Annotated in this window: 19 protein-coding genes, 1 tRNA gene and 1 other RNA gene; 20 read left to right on the top strand and 1 reads right to left on the bottom strand. The window is 55.6% G+C overall.

The window, feature by feature from the left end:
* Positions 1-52 precede the first annotated feature (52 nt).
* From HZA73_11970 to HZA73_11875, 20 genes are all read left to right on the top strand, one after another.
* Positions 53-619 carry a transposase gene (locus HZA73_11970; GenBank protein MBI5806738.1) on the top strand — a complete coding sequence of 189 codons (567 nt, stop codon included), beginning with the start codon at positions 53-55 and terminating at the stop codon, positions 617-619.
* A gap of 12 nt (positions 620-631) precedes the next feature.
* A complete protein-coding gene (locus HZA73_11965) occupies positions 632-1,360 on the top strand; it encodes an MBL fold metallo-hydrolase (protein MBI5806737.1) in 729 nt (242 codons plus the stop codon).
* 278 nt (positions 1,361-1,638) lie between these two features.
* Positions 1,639-2,502 carry an ABC transporter permease gene (locus HZA73_11960; GenBank protein MBI5806736.1) on the top strand — a complete coding sequence of 288 codons (864 nt, stop codon included), beginning with the start codon at positions 1,639-1,641 and terminating at the stop codon, positions 2,500-2,502.
* Positions 2,503-2,614: 112 nt separating this feature from the next.
* Entirely contained in the window at positions 2,615-3,115 is a 501-nt protein-coding gene (locus tag HZA73_11955; protein MBI5806735.1) for a methylated-DNA--[protein]-cysteine S-methyltransferase, read from the top strand.
* Positions 3,112-3,492, top strand: coding sequence for a PilZ domain-containing protein (locus HZA73_11950; protein MBI5806734.1), 381 nt, complete (start codon positions 3,112-3,114; stop codon positions 3,490-3,492). Before HZA73_11955 ends, HZA73_11950 begins: the two co-directional genes overlap by 4 nt.
* A gap of 157 nt (positions 3,493-3,649) precedes the next feature.
* Positions 3,650-3,728, top strand: a tRNA-Val gene (locus HZA73_11945).
* 493 nt (positions 3,729-4,221) lie between these two features.
* Positions 4,222-4,935: a hypothetical protein gene (locus HZA73_11940; GenBank protein ID MBI5806733.1), complete on the top strand. Its 714-nt coding sequence runs from the start codon at positions 4,222-4,224 to the stop codon at positions 4,933-4,935.
* 209 nt (positions 4,936-5,144) lie between these two features.
* A complete protein-coding gene (locus HZA73_11935) occupies positions 5,145-5,726 on the top strand; it encodes a ribonuclease HI family protein (GenBank protein MBI5806732.1) in 582 nt (193 codons plus the stop codon).
* A 103-nt stretch (positions 5,727-5,829) separates the two neighbouring features.
* An RNA gene (gene rnpB / locus HZA73_11930) (RNase P RNA component class A) lies at positions 5,830-6,247 on the top strand.
* 258 nt (positions 6,248-6,505) lie between these two features.
* The gene (recJ, locus tag HZA73_11925; GenBank protein ID MBI5806731.1) at positions 6,506-8,209 is read left to right on the top strand and encodes a single-stranded-DNA-specific exonuclease RecJ; all 1,704 of its coding nucleotides are present in this window, start codon (positions 6,506-6,508) and stop codon (positions 8,207-8,209) included.
* A 1-nt stretch (position 8,210) separates the two neighbouring features.
* A complete protein-coding gene (locus HZA73_11920) occupies positions 8,211-9,494 on the top strand; it encodes an insulinase family protein (protein ID MBI5806730.1) in 1,284 nt (427 codons plus the stop codon).
* A gap of 111 nt (positions 9,495-9,605) precedes the next feature.
* On the top strand, positions 9,606-10,799 hold the full coding sequence (locus HZA73_11915; GenBank protein ID MBI5806729.1) for a pyridoxal phosphate-dependent aminotransferase: 1,194 nt from the start codon (positions 9,606-9,608) through the stop codon (positions 10,797-10,799).
* 98 nt (positions 10,800-10,897) lie between these two features.
* The gene (locus HZA73_11910; protein ID MBI5806728.1) at positions 10,898-12,316 is read left to right on the top strand and encodes a tetratricopeptide repeat protein; all 1,419 of its coding nucleotides are present in this window, start codon (positions 10,898-10,900) and stop codon (positions 12,314-12,316) included.
* Positions 12,313-12,768, top strand: coding sequence for a dUTP diphosphatase (dut, locus tag HZA73_11905; GenBank protein MBI5806727.1), 456 nt, complete (start codon positions 12,313-12,315; stop codon positions 12,766-12,768). The genes HZA73_11910 and dut overlap by 4 nt, the downstream gene beginning before the upstream one ends.
* Complete coding sequence (locus tag HZA73_11900) at positions 12,765-13,634, top strand: aminoglycoside 6-adenylyltransferase (protein MBI5806726.1); 870 nt, start codon at positions 12,765-12,767, stop codon at positions 13,632-13,634. Before dut ends, HZA73_11900 begins: the two co-directional genes overlap by 4 nt.
* Before the next feature lie 15 nt (positions 13,635-13,649).
* Entirely contained in the window at positions 13,650-14,990 is a 1,341-nt protein-coding gene (locus HZA73_11895) for an MFS transporter (GenBank protein ID MBI5806725.1), read from the top strand.
* Positions 14,983-15,879 (top strand): DUF58 domain-containing protein, encoded by an 897-nt coding sequence (locus tag HZA73_11890; GenBank protein MBI5806724.1) that lies wholly within the window; start codon positions 14,983-14,985, stop codon positions 15,877-15,879. The genes HZA73_11895 and HZA73_11890 overlap by 8 nt, the downstream gene beginning before the upstream one ends.
* 158 nt (positions 15,880-16,037) lie before the next feature.
* Positions 16,038-16,190, top strand: a complete 153-nt coding sequence (locus HZA73_11885; GenBank protein MBI5806723.1) for a hypothetical protein — start codon at positions 16,038-16,040, stop codon at positions 16,188-16,190.
* 11 nt (positions 16,191-16,201) lie between these two features.
* On the top strand, positions 16,202-16,630 hold the full coding sequence (locus HZA73_11880; protein ID MBI5806722.1) for a hypothetical protein: 429 nt from the start codon (positions 16,202-16,204) through the stop codon (positions 16,628-16,630).
* Positions 16,631-16,642: 12 nt separating this feature from the next.
* Entirely contained in the window at positions 16,643-19,018 is a 2,376-nt protein-coding gene (locus HZA73_11875; GenBank protein ID MBI5806721.1) for a PAS domain S-box protein, read from the top strand.
* Between the two features lie 66 nt (positions 19,019-19,084).
* Here the strand turns inward: HZA73_11875 and HZA73_11870 are convergent, their stop codons facing one another.
* A complete protein-coding gene (locus tag HZA73_11870) occupies positions 19,085-19,855 on the bottom strand; it encodes an inositol monophosphatase (GenBank protein MBI5806720.1) in 771 nt (256 codons plus the stop codon).
* Positions 19,856-19,864 lie beyond the last annotated feature (9 nt).

Raw genomic sequence — 19,864 nt, 5'->3', positions numbered from 1 at the left:
CTGTAGGGACACGGCATGCCGTGTCCTATGGGGAATTGCCAATTACAACGATATGTCTATTAACAACCCTAAATTCCACAGAAAATCCATCCGCCTGCCGGAATATGATTATTCCCAGGAAGGCGCATATTTCATAACAATCTGCACCCACGGCAGATCATGCCTTTTCGGTAAAATCGTTAACAGCCGGATGGAATTGAACGGACATGGAGAGATCGCGGACAAATCCTGGCGAGAAATACCACAACATTTTACAAATGTTCTATTGGGCGAATATATCATAATGCCAAATCACATTCATGGCACTATTATAATTATCGAACCCCCTTCAGAGACACGGCATGCCGTGTCCCTACCATCAGGCGCATCGTTTGGAAAACCTCAGGCAGGGTCATTGTCAACAATTGTTCGATCCTATAAATCTGCGGTAACCAGACAAATTAATGTTGTTCGGGCAAAAAACGAACCAGCCATTTGGCAGAGCCGGTTTTACGAGCACGTCATCCGCAATGATAAATCATACAATAAAATAAGACGTTATATCGTTGATAACCCCCTATGTTGGCCACAAGATGATGAAAATCCCAACCGCTTAATGATCCGTGAAATTAAAAGATAAAAGGAGGCCATCATGAAAACCGCGATCGCATCCTATTTGCTGTTAGCTTTGGCAAGCACCTTCTCCGCCGATCCGCTGGCCCAGTTCCCCAGCGACACCATCGAGACCAGCGACGGCCCGCTGACCATCTACTTCATCGGCCACGCCACAATAATGATAAAGTACAAGAGCCTAGTCATCCACGTTGACCCCACCAGCGAGTTCGCCGATTACAAGAAGATTCCCAAAGCCGACCTGATCCTGGTCACCCACGAACACCACGACCATTTTGACACCCAGGCCATTGCTGCCACCACCAAGAAGGGCACGGCGGTGGTTCTGAACAATGCCGCCCGCAATCTTCTCAAGTCCGGGCAGGCGCTGGAGCAAGGCGACAGCGCCATCATCCATGGCATCAAGATCAAAGCGATACCGGCCTACAACACCACCGCCGGCCGCGACAAGTTCCACCCCAAAGGACGGGACAACGGATACGTGCTGACTATCGGCGGCAGAAATATCTACCTGGCCGGGGACACCGAGAACACGCCGGAGATGGCGCAGCTCAAGGACATCGACATCGCTTTCCTTCCCATGAACCAACCCTACACCATGACCCCGGAGCAATTGGTCCAGGCGGTCAAAGATTTCAAACCGAAGGTCGTTTACCCCTACCATTACGGGGACACGGACCTTACGGGCCTGCCGGAACTGCTGAAGGATGAAAAGCAGATCGAGCTCCGCATCCGTCCGATGAAGTGAACGAGGGGGACTATCCACAGATTACACAGATTTACGCAGATTATTTAAAACTGGGCAAATCAATCAATATAACTGAGAATTGTTTTCGTAAAGAGCCATATTTATCCAGGTTAATTTGGTATTGCTTTAAGGAGCAAAAAGCGGTAAAATGCTGTGACATTGGCCAACCACGGAAACACGGAATGGGGAAATATTTTTAAAATGTATACCGGAATAAAATAATTCAGTGCTCTCATAATTTCAGTGATTTCGTTAAGTAAATTAAAGGGTTCTAAACTTTGAATATCCGTTACTACTGGCGGGAAGCCATCTCTGGCATGCAGCGGGCCAAGCTGCTAAGCCTGCTCTCCGTCTCCAGCATCACAGCGGCCCTTTTCCTGCTGGGCACCTTTCTGCTGGTGACCCTCAATTTCATGAGCGCCGTCAGCAGCATGAAGGGCAAGTTCCAGATACAGGCCTTCATCAGCGACAACGCGGAGATGCGGGAGATCAACGCCGCCAAGCGTTTGATAGAAGGGATGGAGGGGATCGGCCAGGTCAACTACCTCTCCAAACAGGACGCCCTGGACGAGTTCCGCCAGGAGATGGGCGCGGCCAGCGATTTTTTGGAGGTGCTGGAGAACAACCCCCTGCCCCGGTCATTCAAGGTGTCGCTGAGCCCCGACCGCCAGAATCCCCAGGCCATCGCCCTGATCTCCGGGGAAATAGCCAAACTGCCGGGGGTGGAAGAGGTGGAATACGGCAAATCCTGGCTGGTCAAGCTGTACCGCATCGGCAGCCTGCTGGTGGCCATCGATCTTTCATTGCTGATCATAGTCAGCGCCGCGGTGCTGATCGTCGTCTTCAACACCATCCGCCTGACCCTGTACGCCCGGCGCCCGGCCATCGAGATCATGAGGCTGGTGGGGGCCACCGACGGCTTCATCCGCCGGCCCTTTGTGCTGGAGGGTTTTCTGCAGGGGGCGCTGGGCAGCCTGATCGGGCTGATCATGCTTTTTGCCGGCTGGAGGCTGGTGTCCTCCCAGTTCGGGATGCTGAGATTCTTTACCTTAAGGGAATCGGCCCTGTTGTTCGGTTTCGGGCTGGTGCTGGGGGCTTTGGGCAGCTGGGGCGCGGCCCGGATATTCCTGAAAAGGATTTGAGGAAGTGGTTTTATTTCTACGGACCAGACAGGATTAACATGATTTCACGGATTTAATTTCCAAATAAAACCCCGGTGTAAAATAATAATGGAAATCCAAAATGAAGAAATCCATCCCGGAATACTTTTATACAGTTTACCAGTCGCCTTTGGGGCCGCTGCATCTGCTGGGCAGTTCAAAAGGCCTGGTGGCGTTGTGCTTTACCAAAAAGTCTTTTGACGGGATGTTGAAAAGGCATTTTGCCGGTACCAGACCGGAAAGATCTGAGAAGCGATTTAAACCTATCGCAAAACAGTTGGACGCTTACTTCAAAGGCCTTCCCGTCAAGTTTGTCTTTACCGCCGACATCCGGTCCGGCACTAAATTCCAAAGGGCCGTCTGGGGGAAGTTATCCGAACTGCTGCCGGGCCAGCTGACCACCTACGGGTCTTTGGCCAGGGAGGTCAAGCGGCCCAAGGCCTCCCGGGCGGTGGGCCAGGCGGTGGGGGCCAATCCCCTGCCCATCATCATCCCCTGCCATCGGGTGATCTCCTCCTCGGGCAAGCTGGGCGGATTTACCGGGGGCATCGGCCTGAAGAAAAAACTGTTAAGCATTGAGGGAATAAAATTATGATCGCAGCCCAAAGCAGTTCCGAAAGGCGGAGGTTCCTGCGCCTGCCGCTGGAGATCAAGGTCCATTTCAAGGCCCTCAAGGAGGGGGTTTTGGATGTCAAAGGTCTGAAACCGGCCCGGGCCAAGAATTTGAGCACCGGCGGAGTGCTGTTCTCCTCGGCCAGGAAACTGCCGGCCAACGAGGTGCTGCAGATGCGGATCAATTTCCTCCGTTCCGGCAAGCCGGTGGAGATGGCGGCCATAGCCCGGGTGGCCCGCTGCCAGAAATCCAAAGCCGGATACAACGTGGGGGTGGAGTTCCTGCAGGTCTATTCCGAGGACCTGAAGACGCTGGAAACTTTCATTCTGCGGAAGGCAAAAAAAGAAAAGCCGCTGTAAAAATTGCTTTACAAGATTACAAGAGATATTGTATAATTACTTGTAGAGGTAGGACCAACCACATATTGCCCGCGAAACATGCTAAATGGTCAAAAATATGGGAATCGGTAGCAAAACAAGCGGGTCTTCTCAGGATGACGAAGGCATAATAAAATAAGGGCGATTAGCTCAGTTTTGGTTAGAGCGCTTCCTTGACATGGAAGAGGTCACAGGTTCGAATCCTGTATCGCCCACCATATAGAAAAAAGACCGAAATCTTTTTAGACTTCGGTCTTTTCTGTTTTGGTTAGAGCCATCGCATATGGTGAGGCAAGCGTTCCGCCGTCGGCGGATCGTCCGACGCCATAGGTTCATATTGAATAGGCAGCTTTGGCCGATTGTGTCTGCCGTCGCGTGGCATAAACGGCTGGCAGCCGGCAGAGGGTCCTTTATCCCCCACCATTTCAGAAATCAAAAACCTCCGATAGCAAAATACCGCCGGTGGCTTGTTTTGTTCACCTATAGGCCAATTGTTTTGCGTATATTTTCGGCTTTTTTAAATTGACAAACCAGGCCGTTGGTGCTAAAATGGAAAGGATAAAATAATCCAAAATGCAGATAAAACTTAACATAATCAGGTCTTTTAAAGCAGTTCCGGCAGGCAGAAAACCGGGGCCGATGCCTTATAACCGGTGCGTTTTGGCGTAGTTTGCCAGGCGCACCTTTTTAATTTAAAACATACGGCTGACAATGAAAGAAGAGCTTAAGACCATTTGCCGGATCCAGGTGCTGGATTCCGATGTCTATGCGGCCAGACAGCGGCTGGAGGCCATCCCTCTGGAGCTGAACGAGCTCAATCTCCGGGAACAGGAGGGGGCCGGAGCCATGCGGGAGGTCGGGCAAAAGCTGGCCGAGAGCGCCAAGGTTAAAAAAGCCGGGGAGCTGGATCTGGAGTCCGCCACAGCCGCATTAAAAAAACTGTACGTTCAACTGCCTCAGGTGAAGACCAACAAGGAATACACCGCCATGCAGCAGGAGATAGAGCAGGGCAAGGTGAATATTTCCGGAATTGAGGAAAAAATACTGCTGGAGATGGAGCATTTGGATGCCCTGGCCCTGCAGGAAAAGGAGTTCTCCCGGCAGTATGATCTGCTAAAAAAGGCCCTGGACGGCAAAAGGAAAACATTGCTGGATGAACTGGCCATGATGGAAGCCAGGCTGACCGGCCTGCTGACTCAGAGGGAAACGGTGGTCAAAACCATGCCGGCGGAGATCGCCTCGGTCTATCACCGGATCATGCAGGGGCGGCCCGGGACCGCGGTGGTCCCGGTCAGCGGGGCCTCCTGCGGAGGCTGCTTTGCCAGCCTGCCTCCCCAGTTCATAAACGAGATCAGGAAAATGGAGAAGCTGATAACCTGCGAGACCTGCGGCCGGATCCTGGTGTGGTCCCAGGAAGGTATATGACAGGGGAACGTTACGGGCCGCCGATCTTCGCAGACATAGTCATGAGCGTCAGTTGAATGATACCCGCAGCTTAAAACACCGATTCACTTGACAGGGCTTTATCCAAACCTATGGGTGTAAGATAAATATCCTGCTTTAATGGCTTCCTTATAGATGTAAAACCTTTCTTCAGAACTTTAAAATATTTATCATCAGGTCAAGGAGGGAACATGGTCAAAAAACAGAACAAGATGTCGGCCAGGCTTTCAGTGGTACTGCGCAAGATAGCCAACGACCACCACCTTTCGCAGGTGGCCGAGGATGAGGGCTGCAGCCGCACAGACCTGAAAGAAGCACTGGTGGCCCTGGCCGACAAGATAGAACAAGAGACCGGGGTGGACATTGTGACCCTGGCGGTGGACGGGGCGGCCCGGGGCAACCCCGGACCGGCCGGGGCCGGCGCAGCCCTGTTGGACAGCCAGGGGCGTTCCTTGGCCGAAAAGACCATGTACCTGGGTAAGGCCACCAACAACGAAGCCGAGTACCAGGCGCTGGTGATGGGCTTGACCCTGGCCCTGGAACGGGAACATCTCCGGATCCTGATCCAGACCGACAGCGAACTGATGGCCAAACAGATCACCGGGGAGTACAAGATAAAGGAACCCCGCCTGAAAAAGTATTTCACCCAAGCCCACGCACTGCTGGAAAAGTTCCAGAAATGGGAGATCAAGGCCGTGCCCCGGGCCGAGAACCGACTGGCCGACCGGCTGTCCAATATCGCCATTGACAAAGTCGCAAAGGAAGACTTATAATTAAAGGTTGGGCATCTCTGCATGGAAGCCCATATGGGTACACTGTAGTTCGTCGCCAGTAGCCAGAGAGATCCTAAGAAATCACAATATACAGGAGGAAAACGGGCAGGATCGGGTGATCGCTCCCCGCCTTTGGCGGGGGGAGGAAAGTCCGAGCTCCGGAGGACAGGCAGCCCCGGGAATACCGGGGGCTTCGCCGGTAATGCGGCGGGGACGGAAAGTGCCACAGAAAATATACCGCCCCGCCATTGGCGGGGTAAGGGTGAAATGGCGAGGTAAGAGCTCACCGCCCGGTCAGCAATGTCCGGGGCCAGGCAAACCCCTGCCGGAGCAAGACCAAATAGATTCCGCCGCCAAAGCCTTGTCCTTGTGGCAGGGCTTTAAGAAGGCCGGTCCGGCCGTAAAGCGGAAGGGTAGGTCGCTTGATCCCCCAGCCTTTGGCGGGGGGCAGACAGATGATCATCGTCCTCACTCCTTCGGGAGGGTGGATACAGAACTCGGCTTACAGATCCTGTCCGTTTTTGTCCTAGCTTAGGGTTATCATTCGAACTCTTATAATTTAGCCACTCACGCCACAGGCGGATCCGCCTATATGAACTTGCTTGCGGTGGCGGAAAACGGCACAAAAAATAATATAATTCATGAAGCATATTTTTTTTGTGATTTATGTGCCCATTCGATTTCACTCAGGGCATGCTTTATGTGGCCAATAATGGTAACTGAGGGCAACAGTCTAAACGGTTACCATAAACTGTAATTTCAAAAAAGTATTTTGCTTAATGGAAAAAAACTGGATCTATCCCCAGCCGGTGGAGACCGGACTGGTCAATAAAATTGCCGCTTCGCTGGAAGTGCCGGCCATCATAGCCCGGCTGCTGGTGGCCCGGGGGATCACCACCGGGCCCGAGGCCCGGCAGTTCCTGCGCCCCACCTTGAAGGATCTCCATGACCCGTATCTGATGAACGGCATGGAAAAGACAGTGGCCCGGATAGAAGAGGCTCTGGCCGCCCGGCAGAAGATAATGATCTACGGCGACTATGATGTGGACGGGATCACCGGCACGGCCCTGCTGTGGCGCAGTCTGTTTTCTCTGGGGGCCGAGGTCTCCTGGTATCTCCCCAACCGGATCCAGGAGGGCTACGGCATCTCGGCTTCGGGGGTGGAGGAGGCACAGCGCCGGGGGGTAAAACTGATCATCTCGGTGGACTGCGGCATCACCGCCCACCCGGAGGTGCGTTTGGCCAAAAGCTTGGGGATAGACTGCATCATCACCGACCACCACGAGACCAAGGACCGCCTGCCGGAAGCGGTCTCCGTGCTGGATCCCAAGCGGAATGACAGCACCTATCCCTACCAGGAACTGGCCGGGGTGGGGGTGGCCTACAAGCTGATGCAGGCCCTGTACCACCGTCTGGGAATGGAGGATGCTTCGCTGGAGCAGCACCTGGACCTGGTGGCCCTGGGCACCATCGCCGACATCGTCCCCCTGACCGGCGAGAACCGGGTGCTGGCCAAGTTCGGGATAGAGCGGATCAAGAACAGCAGCAAGCCGGGCATCAGGGCCCTGCTGGAGGTGACCGGGTTGTCCGGCAAACCGATGGATTCCGGCCAGATAGTCTTCGTGGTGGCTCCCCGGATAAATGCCGCCGGCCGGATAGGCACGGCCGACCTGGCCTTAAAACTTTTAGTGACCGAAAACCAGGATGAGGCCTTTACCATCGCCAGATCGCTGGACGAGGAGAACCGCAAGCGCAAGGAGATAGACGAGCTGATCCTGAACGAAGCCATGGAAATGGTGGAGCAGCAGGTCAATCTCAACAAGGAGCGGGTGATAGTGCTGTCTTCCGACACCTGGCACCAGGGGGTGATCGGGATAGTGGCCTCAAGGCTGGTGGAGGCCTTTTACCGGCCCACCATCCTGATCGCGGTGGACGGCGACAAGGGCAAGGGCTCGGCCCGCTCCATCACCGCCTTTCACCTGCACCAGGCCCTCAAGGAATGCCAGCAGCACCTGTTGGGATTCGGGGGGCACAAATATGCGGCCGGCCTGTCGATCGATGCCGGGAGCATCCCCCAGTTCCGGACCGACATCAACAAGTATGCCGATGAGGTATTGAGCCCAGAGGATATGATCCCCAGCCAGACCCTGGATGCCGAGGTTGACCTGGACTCCATAGACCTGGAAACGGCCCAGAGCTTTTCCCTGTTCGCCCCCTTCGGCCCGGGCAACCGCCATCCGGTGCTGGTCTCGGACCAACTGAGGGTGGTGGGCACGCCCTACATCGTGGGCAAGAATCATTTGAAATTCAAGGTCAAGCAGAACCAGAAGATATTCGACACCATCGGTTTTTCCTTCGGCGACCTTCTGGACGAGTTGGAGGACCGGGACTGCAGCCTGGATCTGGCCTTTGTGCTGGAGGAGAACGAGTGGCAGGGCCGCAAGAAGCTGCAGCTGCGGGTCAAGGACATCAAGGTGCGGTAGGATGCAGAAGATCAAAACCCAGCACCATAAAACCATCCTCTCTTCCGGACTGACCGCGGTCAGCGAGAACATTCCCGGGGCCGCCTCCATCGCGGTGGGGCTGTGGCTGTCCCGGGGCTCGCGCGACGAGTTCCCAGCCTCCCGGGGGATGTGCCACTTCATAGAACACATGGCCTTCAAGGGCACCAAGACCCGGAGCGCCCGGGACATCGCCCTATGCTTGGAATCGGTGGGCGGGCACCTGGACGCCTTCACCTCCAAGGAGGAGACCTGTTTTTACGCCCGGGTCCAGCAGCGCCACCAGGCCCTAGCCCTGGAGCTGATAGCCGACATAGTCACCAACCTGAAGTTCGATCCCCGGGACGTGGCCCGGGAGAAGATGGTGATCGCCGAGGAGATCAAGAGCGTGGAAGACACCCCGGACGACCTGGTGTACGAGCTTTTTGCCGAGGCCATGTTCGACGGGCACCCCTTGAGCTTTCCCATCCTCGGCTCCCGGGAAAATTGCCGGGAGTTCACCGCCCTCAGGGTTAAAAACTTTTGGCGGGAATGCTACCGGCCGCCCCACATGATGGTGTCCCTGGCCGGCCAGGTGGATCACCGTGGTTTTTGCCGGATGCTGGAAAAATATTTCCCCGGCCCGGCCCAAAGGCAGCAGCTGGCGGTCAAGCCCTTTGTCCCGGATTTCAAGCCTTCTTTAAAGATGCTGTCCCGCAAGATATCCCAGGCCCACATCTGCCTGGGGGTGCCGGCCCTGGCCACCAGCGATCCCCGGCGCTATGTCCTTCTGGTCCTTAATACCATCCTGGGCGGGGGCATGAGCTCCCGGCTGTTCCAGAAAATCCGGGAACAAAGCGGGCTGGCCTACTCGGTCTTCTCCTTCACCGATCTTTACCGGGATACCGGGGTGCTGGGGGTCTATCTGGGGGTGTCTCCCGACAAGACGGACCAGGCCCTGGCCATGGCGCTCAAAGAGATCCGGCAGATGTCCAGGAATCCCGTTTCCCGGGCCGAACTGGACAACGCCAGGGAGCAGCTCAAGGGCGGCCTGTTCCTGGGGATGGAGAGCACCTCCAACCGGATGATGCGTTTGGCCAAGATGGCCCTGCACCACGAGCCCTATCTGACCCCGGAGGAGACAGCGGTCCTGATAGACCGGGTAACGGTAGACCAGGTGCGCCAAATGGCTCGGGATCTGCTCCAGCCGCAGAAACTGGGGGCGGCCATCCTGGGGCCGTTGAACCAGAAGAAATATTCCCTGGCTCGGCTGCAGGAACAACTTTAAACAATTAATATTGAACAACGAACGGTCAACGGCAAACGGATAACTGTAAACTGTAAATATATATATAGGGGAAACATCATGTCTGCCAAGTCAAAAGCCAAGAAGGCCGAGCTGATGCCGTCCAAACGCTCGGCGGCCATGCAGGCTTCGCCCATCCGCCGGCTGGTGCCGCTGGCCGACCAGGCCAAGGCCAGGGGAACAAAGGTCTACCACCTGAACATCGGCCAGCCCGACATCGTCACTCCCAGGGAGATCATGGACGCGGTCCGCAACTTCCGGGAGGAAGTGCTGGCCTACGGGCCCAGCCTGGGCCTGCCGGAGCTGCGTCAGGAGATCAAGCGCTATTTCGAAAAGCTGGATGTCATGCTCTCGGTCGACGACATCATGGTGACCACCGCCGGGTCCGAGGCCATAGTGTTCGCCCTGATGGCGGTGGGCGACCCCGGCGACGAGGTGCTGGTGCCCGAGCCCTTTTACACCAATTACAACGGCTTTGCCAGCATGGCCGACATCAAGCTGGTGGCGGTGCCCACCGACGTGGAGGATGGTTTCGGCATGCCCAGCAAGGCCGAATTCGCCAAACGGATCACCAAGAAGACCAAGGCCATCCTGTTCTGCTCGCCCAACAACCCCACCGGTGCTGTCTTTTCCCGTTCCGACCTGGAGATGCTGGCCGGACTGGCCAAAGAGAAGAACCTCTGGTTGCTGGCCGACGAGGTCTACCGGGAGTTCATCTACGACGGGGGCTACCACACCAGCATCCTGCACATCAAGGGGGCCGAGGACCGGGCCATCATGCTGGACTCCGTCTCCAAGCGCTTCTCGGCCTGCGGGGCCAGGGTGGGCTGCCTGGTCAGCCGCAATCCCCACATCATGCAGGCCGCGCTTAAGCTGGGCCAGGCCCGGCTCTGCCCGCCCACCATCGAGCAGGTGGGGGCCATCGCCGGATACAAGAACATCCACAAATACCTGAAGAAGATGGTGAACGAATACCAGCACCGCCGGGACATCGTCTGCGACGAGCTGGCCAGGATCGAGGGGGCGGTGTTCACCAAGCCCAAGGGGGCATTCTACATTATGCCCCAGCTGCCGATAGACGATTCCAACAAGTTCGCCCAGTGGATGCTTACCGACTTTTCCCACCAGGGAGCCACCACCATGGTGGCCCCGGGCGATGGCTTTTACGCCGACCCGGCCAAGGGCAAGCAGGAGATCCGGATCGCCTATGTCCTAAAAGAGGCCGACCTCAAGAAAGCCATGCAGCTACTGGCCCTGGGGGTCAAGGCCTACAACGGGAGAAGGTAAAACTTTAACAATGAAAAAGGTCGGGAGTAAAATCCCGGCCCTTATTTTTTACAAAATTCCGGGAACAGCACAGCACGAATCTTAAAAAACCGCACGTTTTGCCGAAAAGATATAAAAGACAGGCCGTCTGGACAAGGCGCGGCAGCGCTCCGCTATACTGGCCTTATTCCCTGATCAGGCGCAAGGCTGAAGTGCTTTACGCCAGCGGCGGCTGGGAAAGATCTGAGGCTCTTTACCGGAACAATATGGAGATGTCCGCCGGGGACCCGGCGCTCTCGGCCGAGGCCCGGGCCGACCTGGCCAAGCTGATAGTCAACCGGGGAAAAATAAAAGAAGCCAACGACCTGGTCGAGAGCGCCCAGAGCATCTTCTTGGACCTGGGTGACCGGGCCCGGCTGGCCCCGGTGCTGAGGGTCCACGGCGTGGTATATGCGTACCAGGGAAACTTCAAACGGGCCCAGAGGTTCTTTGCCGCCGCCGCCGCTTTGGCCAGGCGGAACAGGGACCGGGCAGAGTTCAGCCACGCCCTGGGTAATCTGGGCATCGCCTACAAAAGCCAGGGCAATTACTCCAAGGCCCTGGAATGCTACCGGCAGGAGATGACCATCTCCGAGGAAACAGGGGACCTTATGAATCTGGCCTCGGCCTTCAATAACCAGGGCTTGTGTTACAAGGAAATGCGGAGGTATGAGGAGGCACTGGAGCATTTCGAGAAGGCCCTGCAGATTGCGGCCAGGATCGGCGACCGCTCCACCGCCAGCTACAGCTATGGTAACATGGGAACGGTCCACCACGACCGGGGGGATTTCAGCCGGGCCCTGGAGATGTACCAACGCCGGCTGGAGCTGACCGTGCAGCTGGGCGACCGGCAGAGCGCGGCCTATACCCGCATCAACATGGGCCTGTTGGAAAAACAGCGGGGATGCTATAGCCAGGCGGAAGCGCTTTACCTCGAAAGCCTTCGGGTGATGACCGAACTGGGCGACCGCCGGGCGGTCGCGATCACCACCGGCAAGCTGGCCGACCTCTATTTCGCCACCGGCAGGCGAGAACTGGCCCGGCAAAGTTACCGGGACGCCGTTGAGCAGGCCGGACAGCTGGGCATAGATTACTACCTGTGCGACATGCTGCTCAACTTCGCGCTGCTGGCCCTGAAAGAGAACGATCCCCGGGAATCATCGGAACTGGCCGGCCTGGCCCGGGCCTCCGCCGAGAAAGCGGGGCGCAAGGACATGGCGCTGAGCTGCAGGATACTGCAGGCCCGCCTGTTATCATACGAGAACAAGGAACAGGCGGTCGATGAACTTAAAAAACTGGAAAGCGAATGTCCTGATGACGAGCAGCGGGCCGAGGCTCTGTATCATCTTTACCAGATAGAGCCTACCGGAGAACTGAAGGAAAAACTTTTGAAGATATATGGTGTATTAGTGAAAAATACTCCGGACCAGAAATACCGAAACCGGATAAACGAGATCGCCGGCCCAGCCGCCGGACAACCAGGAGACATCGCTTCATGATCAAACCCCAAATTAAGTTGGTCAAGCTCAGCAGACTGGCCCGCCTGCCGGAATATTCCACCGCCCATGCCGCTGGGATGGACCTGTGCGCAGCGCTGGAAAAACCTATATCCCTGAAGCCCCGCCAGATCAAACTGGTTCCCACCGGGCTGGCCCTGGAAATACCCGGGGGATACGAAGGCCAGGTGCGGCCCCGCAGCGGCCTGGCGCTGAAGCACGGCATCTCCATCGTCAACGCGCCGGGGACGATCGACGCCGACTACCGGGGCGAGGTGGGGGTGATACTGATAAACATGGGGACAAAGGCCTTCACCGTTAATCCCGGGGACAGGATAGCCCAGCTGGTCATATCCCCGGTAGTCAGGGCCAAGCTAACTGAGTCCAAGGCACTAAAGAAAACCAAGAGGGGGGTTGGGGGCTTTGGACATACAGGTATAAATGGCAAGAAATGAGAACAGAAAAGGAAATACTTGACCTCATTCTAAATACTGCTAATGAGGATGACCGTATTCGTGCAGTAATTCTGAATGGTTCGCGCGCCAATCCCAATGCTCTCAAAGATATATTTCAGGATTATGACATTGTTTATCTTGTTACGGATGTTATGCCGTTCAGACGAAATTATGATTGGATCAAGCGGTTTGGCGAACTGATGATTCTGCAGACACCCGAAGATATGGAAGATCCCCAACCGGCTGGTGACGGGAATTACACTTACCTGATGCAATTTGCTGACGGTAACCGGATCGATCTCAGTATTCGTCATGTTACGCAGGTCAACAAGGTTACTAAAGACAGTCAAAGCATTTCACTGCTAGACAAGGACGGAATCGTTGAGACTCTGCCCCTGCCAAGCGATGCTGACTATCTGCCACGGCCGCCATCGGAAAAACAGTTTGCTGATTGCTGCAATGAATTTTGGTGGGTCTGCCCATATGTGGCCAAGGGCTTGTGGCGGGATGAATTGGTATATGCCAAGCATATGCTCGACAATGTGGTCAGGGAGAAACTGGTGAAGATGTTGGAATGGCATATCGGGATAAAAACAGGATTTTCTAAAAATCCCGGCAAAATGGGGAAGTATTTTAAAAATTATTTGGAACCTGAGATGTGGCAGCAATTGACAAGAACTTATTCCGGTTCTGACTTCGAGGATATTTGGCGATCGCTATTCAACATTTGCACCCTCTTCAGAACAGTATCCACCCAGGTGGCTGGGCATTTTGACTATAAATATCCTTCTGAAGACGATAAAAAGGTCACTGCTCATCTGTATCATGTTAAGGCTTTATCAAAAAAGGCCAAAACTATCTATTAATCCCGTCTAAATTAAATGCCTGAACACTCCAAACATTTCGCTTCGGCCCTGGCCGAGCCCAAGTTCGCCCTGTTCTCTGCCGGGCAGTTCATCTCCCAGTTCGGAGACTTCCTGGCCCAGATCGCCCTGATCGCGGCGGTGGGCGAGTTCACCACCCGGGCGCCTCTGGCCTATTCCCAGATCCCGGTGGCCATCGCTCTGCCGGCCCTGCTGTTCGGGCCTTTCATCGGGGTGCTGATAGACCGCCGCTCCAAGCGCCGCATGCTGATGCTGGCCGACGGGGCCCGGGCCTTGATCATCCTGGCCATACCGGTGCTGATCAAGCTGACCGGAACGGTGATCGTGCTCTTTCCCCTGGTCTGCCTGAACTACCTGTTCGTGCTGTTCGCCAACTCGGCCCGGGTCTCCTACATTCCCTACCTGGTGCCGCCGGAGAAGATATTCGCCGCTAATGCGGTGATGGACTTCATCAACAAGCTGGCCGGGGTGCTGGGATTCGTGGGCGGGGGGCTCTTGGTGGTGGGGCAGTTCTGGAAGCACCTGCACATCGAACCATGGGAGGCAGGGTTCTACCTTGACAGCCTGTCCTTCGCGGCATCATTACTGACGCTGGCCCTGATCAAATCCCACGAGACCCTGCCGGAACGCACCAGGGAAGAAGGTTTCATGAAGATGTGGCAGAGGCGCTGGAGCAACATCAAGACCGACCTGGCGGAACTGAAGCACCTCTATCTTTTAAACCACAAGGTGCGTTTCGTAACCTTTTCCCTGTTTTTAGTGTCCATCTTCGGCGGCAGCCTGTATCCCCTGGTGATCGTGATCGCCCAAAAGGACCTGAGGGTGGGGGCCGGGACCAGCGGGGTCGGCTTTCTGGGCGGCCTGCTGGGCGGGGGGATGATGACCGGAGCCCTGCTCTCCGGGTTCCTGCTGCACCGACTGTCGCGCCGCCACATCATCATCGGCGGGCTGTTCGGTTTAAGCCTGATGGTGATGCTGTTCGCCAAAAGCTCCAGTTACTGGCATCTGCTGGCCATTACCTTCCTGGGGGGAGTGTTCCTGCAGCCGGTGATGACCGCCCAGAACACACTGTTCCACGAGTCGGTGGACCGCTCCATCTGGGGGCGGATCTTCTCGGCCCGGGATATCATCCTGGATGCCGGGTTCGTGGCCAGCGCCCTGACCCTGGGGTTCCTGGCCCAGCTGGTGCTGCCTGCCTTCGGCTCGGTGAACCAGGAACGGACAGCCCTCTTTTGGTGCGGAGCTTCCCTGGCCTTCCTGACACTTGCGGGATTCCGGATAGTGTACCGGCAGAAGAAGACCGAACGCAGTAATTCCAAGGCTGGATCAGATGTCTGACATCAAATTAAATCTGTCCCCCCGGCTGCTGGCCCAGATCAAGCGTCTTGACCTGAAAGCCCGGATGGTGGTGGAAGGCTTTTTGACCGGACTGCACAAGAGCCCCTACCACGGGTTCTCGGTGGAGTTCGCCGAGTACCGGCCCTACCTGCCGGGCGACGAGTTCAAGCGGATAGACTGGAAGGTGCTGGCCCGGAGCGACAGGTATTTCGTCAAAGAATTCGAGGAGGAGACCAACCTCAAGGCTTATATACTGCTTGACAGTTCGGCCTCCATGGGTTACCATAGCAAGGGGGTGGAAAGCAAACTGGAATACGGATCTTCCCTGTCGGCGGCCCTTTCGTTTTTGCTGCTGTCCCAGAACGACGCGGCGGGCCTGGCCCTGTTCAACAACCGGCTGCAGAGATACCTGCCGCCCCGCTCCAGGCGCAGCCACTGGCACGCCATTTTGCAAGAACTGAACCAGTCCAAACCATATGGCCAGACCGGCTATAAAAAGATCTTTCAGGAACTGGCCGGGCATCTCAAGCGCCGGGGCCTGCTGGTGCTGATCTCCGACCTGTGGGGCGACGATGACGAAATAATCAATTCCCTGAAAAATCTCCGCCACCTTAAGCACGAGGTGCTGGTATTCCACCTGCTGGATCCGGACGAAGCCTCCTTCCCCTTCAGTTCCGAAGCGGTATTCGCCGACATGGAGACCGGACAGGAGCTGCAGATAAATCCGGCCGACATCAAACAAAAATATCTGACGGCCTTAAAAAAGAGAACGGATCATCTGGCCCGGGAATGCCGCCGCCACCTGATAGACTACCAGGCCATCGTGACCGACCAGCCGTTTGATCAGGCCCTGCTTAAATACCTGCATAAGAGGCAGAAGCTGGGGTGATCCCGGGGAAATATTTCAGGACAATGATTGACACTGAGGGACATAATAATAAGATATCTCAGGTTTATAGATACTGGGATATTTTGATGACATTATTTGTTGGCTGAAGATCATCCAGGGTAAACAGAAATCAGAAACGTTTATCGGGAGGAGGCCAGATGTCAAAATTGAACGAACGCCGAACGGAGGAACGCCGCCGGGCCGACCGGCGCCGGGAAAGGCAGATGGAAAATGGACCGGAGAACGGAAACGGCCGCCGGAGGAAAAACAGGCGGGAACGGTCCAGGCGAAAGGACTACGACCAAAAATAGGAGGACCTGTCATGAAGGAAAGCACTTTGGTCATCCGTCATAAGAAAGAAAACAAGCTGGTGGTCCGCTATCTGAACGGCCGGGTGGTGAAGGGCCACACGCTAGACTTTTCCTCCACCAAGGAAGGATTTCACCTGATCCCGGACGATGAAGCCGGGGCATCGCAGGAGGTGCGCTTCAACCAGATCAAAGCGGTCTTCTTCGTAAAGGACTTCATGGGCAACCGGGAGTACGACGAGCGCAAGGAGTTCGACGGCAGCCAGAAGGTGATGGGTAAGAAAATGCAGGTGACCTTCCTGGACGGGGAGATGCTGACAGGAATAGCCGAAATATATATGCCAAACCGGATCGGTTTCATACTATTTCCGCCCGATCCCAAATCCAACACCGAAAAAGTATTCGTGGTCAACGCTTCAGTCAAGGAAGTGAAATTCCTTTAAGGATGACCGCCGATGAATATTCCAGGGATGTGGTCCCGTTATTTACGGGATTTTTTCAGGGAGGCGGACGATCCTTCCATTGGCCGCAGGATAAAGTTTGCCGTGGCCTTTACCCTGATTGGATCCTTGGCCCAACTGGGTTTCAGCCTGCTTCGTCTATGGCAGGGGCGCTGGATGTTTGCGGCCGCCGACATCATTCTGGCTGCCTACCTGCTGACCACTCTAAACTTGATGCGACGCAGCGGCCGTCCGGCATTTTATATTCCCATAGGATTAACAGGGTTGTTCTTTTTTTTGATGTTCCTGTTCGCCACCGGAGGAGCCAACGGCCTGGGCTTGTCCTGGCTGTACTTTTTCCCGGTGACAGCCTTCTTCCTGTGCGGCCGGCGGGGCGGGGTAAAGTGGATGGGGATCATGTTTCTGTCGATGTTTGGGCTTTACCTGCTGCAGTATTTAAGGCTGATATCCCCCTACTATCCTTTTACTATGGGGCTGCAGGTCATTGCCAGCCTGCTGGTGGAGGCGGCCATGGTCTACTATTATGCCAGCATTACGGAAAGGGACGAGGAGCAGATAGGCCGTCACAACCAGAACCTGGAGCAGGCCAACCGGGCCCTGGAAAAGGAGATGGTTCACCGGCGTCAGGCTGAGCAGGAGCTGTTGCGGATAAGGCAGGCGGTAAATAGCTTGGGAGACGCAGTAGTCATAGCGGATCCGGCCGGCCGGCACATATTTCACAATCCGGCTTTTTCCAGGATGTTCGGTTACAGCCTGGAAGAAATCAACCAGGCCGGAGGAACGGGATTCCTGTTCCGCGAGCCCCGGACGGGCCTCCGTCTGATCGAAAGCCTCAGGAAGGGACAGGGTTTCTCCGGCGAGGTGGAGATGCAAAACAAGGAAGGCAGGCTCCTGACGATCGTTCTCCGGGCAGACGCCATCAAAGGGTCCGAGGGTGGGATGGTGGGTTTGGTGGCCGTTCATGCCGATATCACCAGGCAGAAGCAGGCTGAAAGGGCTTTGAAACAGAGCGAAGAGCGCTTCCGGCAGGTGATCGGTTCCATCAGCGCCCATATCTATGTCACCCGGTTTGGGACGGAAGGAACCCCGGAGAACGATTACATTTCGCCCAATGTGACCGCCTTGACGGGATATCCCCTGCAAATGTTCGTCGAGGACTGGAATTTTTGGGCGGAGAATCTGATCCTGCCGCAGGACCGGGAGGCGGCCCGGCAACAGGCGGATAAATTCAAACAAGCCCTGAACAGCGAACTGGAATACCGGATCACTAAAAAGGACGGCAGCGTAATCTGGGTGCGGGATTCGGGCCGGGCCGAGCGGAACAAACAGACAGGGGAGATCACTGTTTACGGAGTGATCAGCAATATCACGGAACGAAAACTGGCCGAAGCGGCAATTCAGGAAAGCGAGATCAAACACCGTCTTTTGCTGGATAGCATCAGCCTGCCGGTGCTGGCATTAAAGGAGGATATGACCATCCTTTACTGCAACCAAGCCTATGCCCGCTTCGTTAATCTGGGATTGGACCAATTGGAAGGGAAAAACCTGCTGCAACTGTTCCCCCGGCTGGAGAAGACCAAGACCTATCAGATGTACCAGAAAGCATTGAGAACCGGACTGAGCCAGGAATCGGAAGGGAAACATCGGGACAGGTTCATCCATTCCGATATTTACCGCACTCCCTGGGGGATACTGGCTATCGCCGAGGACATCACCGAGCGCAAGCAGGGTGAGGACGCCCTGTGGCATGCCAAGGAAGACCTGGAACAAAGAGTGGAGGAACGCACCAGGGAATTGGCCGAGGCCAACCGGTTATTGAAACAAAGCTACGACGATACCATCCGGGCCATCACAGCGGCCATGGATGCCAAGGACAGCTACACCCGGGGCCATTCCGAGGAAGTAAAAAGGATCGCCTTGGTGATCGGACAAAAGATCAGCCTGCCCCCGGGATCGCTGAGGCTTTTGGAATATGCGGCCCTGTTGCATGATATTGGAAAGATCGGAGTCAGCGAACAGCTTTTGACCAAAGGCACCGCCCTGACCGAATTTGAGTTTGAAGAAGTGAAGCTCCATCCACAGATCGGGGGAAAACTGCTGGAACAAGTGGAGCTGCTAAAGGAAGCCGGGCCCATAATCCATGCCCATCATGAGAACTACGACGGCAGCGGATATCCCAAAGGGCTTAAGGGCGAATCCATACCCATTGAATCCAGGATCATAGCGGTAGCGGATGCCTACGAGGCCATGACGGTGGACCGGCCATATCGCAAAGCTTTCAGCAAAAGCGAAGCCCAACAAAGGCTGCGACAAGGGGCCGGCACCCAGTTTGATCCCCGGATAGTGGAGATACTGCTGGAAGTGGAGTGAATCACAAACAATAACAAACGAGCTGGAAGCAGTGCTTCCAGCTCGTTTGTTATTATGCCATAAAACCTATTTTAGAACATCGGTCATTTGTTGGTGAATCCTTCCATTGGAGGCCAAACATTCCGGCACATAGATGCTGAACTTCTGTCCCTTGAAACCGCTCAGCTTTCCCCCGGCTTCGGTCACCATCAAAGAAGCGGCCGCCATGTCCCAGGTCTTCAGCTTCATCTCCCAGAACCCGTCGAACCGGCCGCAGGCCACATAGGCCAGGTCCAAAGCCGCCGAGCCGGGGCGGCGCACCGCCTGGGCCCGCTTGATGAACTTTCGGAAATTATCCAGATTGTCCTGCTTGGAATAATGGACATCATACGGGAACCCGGTCGCCAGGAGGCTTTTCTTTAAAGATTTCTGCTGCGACACCTGGATCTTATTTCCGTTCATCCAGGCGCCCAGGCCTTTCCGGGCGGTGAACAGTTCGTTCAGATTCGGATTGTATATGGCGCCCAGCACAACTTGTCCCTTAAATTCAAAAGCGATGGATACGCACCAGAAGGGGAAGCGGTGGGCGTAGTTGGTGGTGCCGTCCAGGGGGTCTATGATCCAGCGCCGGTCAGACATGGTGCGGTCCCGGGTTGTTTCTTCGGTCAGAATATCGTCGCCGGGGAAATTCCGGCGAAGCATTTTAACTACCAGGGCTTCGGCTGCCCGGTCAGCCTGGGTCACCAGGTCGATCTCGCCCTTGTATTCCACCTTCAGGTTGCCCTGGGACATGGCCTTGAGAAGGTGCCCGGCTTTATTAGCGGCGGAGACCGCAGTTTTAAATTCTTTGTCGAACATTTTCAATTT

Source organism: candidate division TA06 bacterium, assembly GCA_016235665.1.
In the GTDB taxonomy this organism is placed as follows: domain Bacteria; phylum Edwardsbacteria; class AC1; order AC1; family EtOH8; genus UBA5202.
The sequence above is the reverse complement of the archived record's forward strand: the minus strand, read 5'-3'. Positions and strand labels throughout refer to the sequence as shown.

Excerpts from the sequence above, each read along its gene's own strand:
- HZA73_11970 (MBI5806738.1), top strand. The coding sequence starts at position 53 with ATGTCTATTAACAACCCTAAATTCCACAGAAAATCCATCCGCCTGCCG.
- HZA73_11965 (MBI5806737.1), top strand. The coding sequence starts at position 632 with ATGAAAACCGCGATCGCATCCTATTTGCTGTTAGCTTTGGCAAGCACC.
- HZA73_11950 (MBI5806734.1), top strand. The coding sequence starts at position 3,112 with ATGATCGCAGCCCAAAGCAGTTCCGAAAGGCGGAGGTTCCTGCGCCTG.
- HZA73_11940 (MBI5806733.1), top strand. The coding sequence starts at position 4,222 with ATGAAAGAAGAGCTTAAGACCATTTGCCGGATCCAGGTGCTGGATTCC.
- HZA73_11935 (MBI5806732.1), top strand. The coding sequence starts at position 5,145 with ATGGTCAAAAAACAGAACAAGATGTCGGCCAGGCTTTCAGTGGTACTG.
- recJ (MBI5806731.1), top strand. The coding sequence starts at position 6,506 with ATGGAAAAAAACTGGATCTATCCCCAGCCGGTGGAGACCGGACTGGTC.
- HZA73_11920 (MBI5806730.1), top strand. The coding sequence starts at position 8,211 with ATGCAGAAGATCAAAACCCAGCACCATAAAACCATCCTCTCTTCCGGA.
- dut (MBI5806727.1), top strand. The coding sequence starts at position 12,313 with ATGATCAAACCCCAAATTAAGTTGGTCAAGCTCAGCAGACTGGCCCGC.
- HZA73_11900 (MBI5806726.1), top strand. The coding sequence starts at position 12,765 with ATGAGAACAGAAAAGGAAATACTTGACCTCATTCTAAATACTGCTAAT.
- HZA73_11895 (MBI5806725.1), top strand. The coding sequence starts at position 13,650 with ATGCCTGAACACTCCAAACATTTCGCTTCGGCCCTGGCCGAGCCCAAG.
- HZA73_11890 (MBI5806724.1), top strand. The coding sequence starts at position 14,983 with ATGTCTGACATCAAATTAAATCTGTCCCCCCGGCTGCTGGCCCAGATC.
- HZA73_11885 (MBI5806723.1), top strand. The coding sequence starts at position 16,038 with ATGTCAAAATTGAACGAACGCCGAACGGAGGAACGCCGCCGGGCCGAC.
- HZA73_11880 (MBI5806722.1), top strand. The coding sequence starts at position 16,202 with ATGAAGGAAAGCACTTTGGTCATCCGTCATAAGAAAGAAAACAAGCTG.
- HZA73_11875 (MBI5806721.1), top strand. The coding sequence starts at position 16,643 with ATGAATATTCCAGGGATGTGGTCCCGTTATTTACGGGATTTTTTCAGG.
- HZA73_11870 (MBI5806720.1), bottom strand. The coding sequence starts at position 19,855 with ATGTTCGACAAAGAATTTAAAACTGCGGTCTCCGCCGCTAATAAAGCC.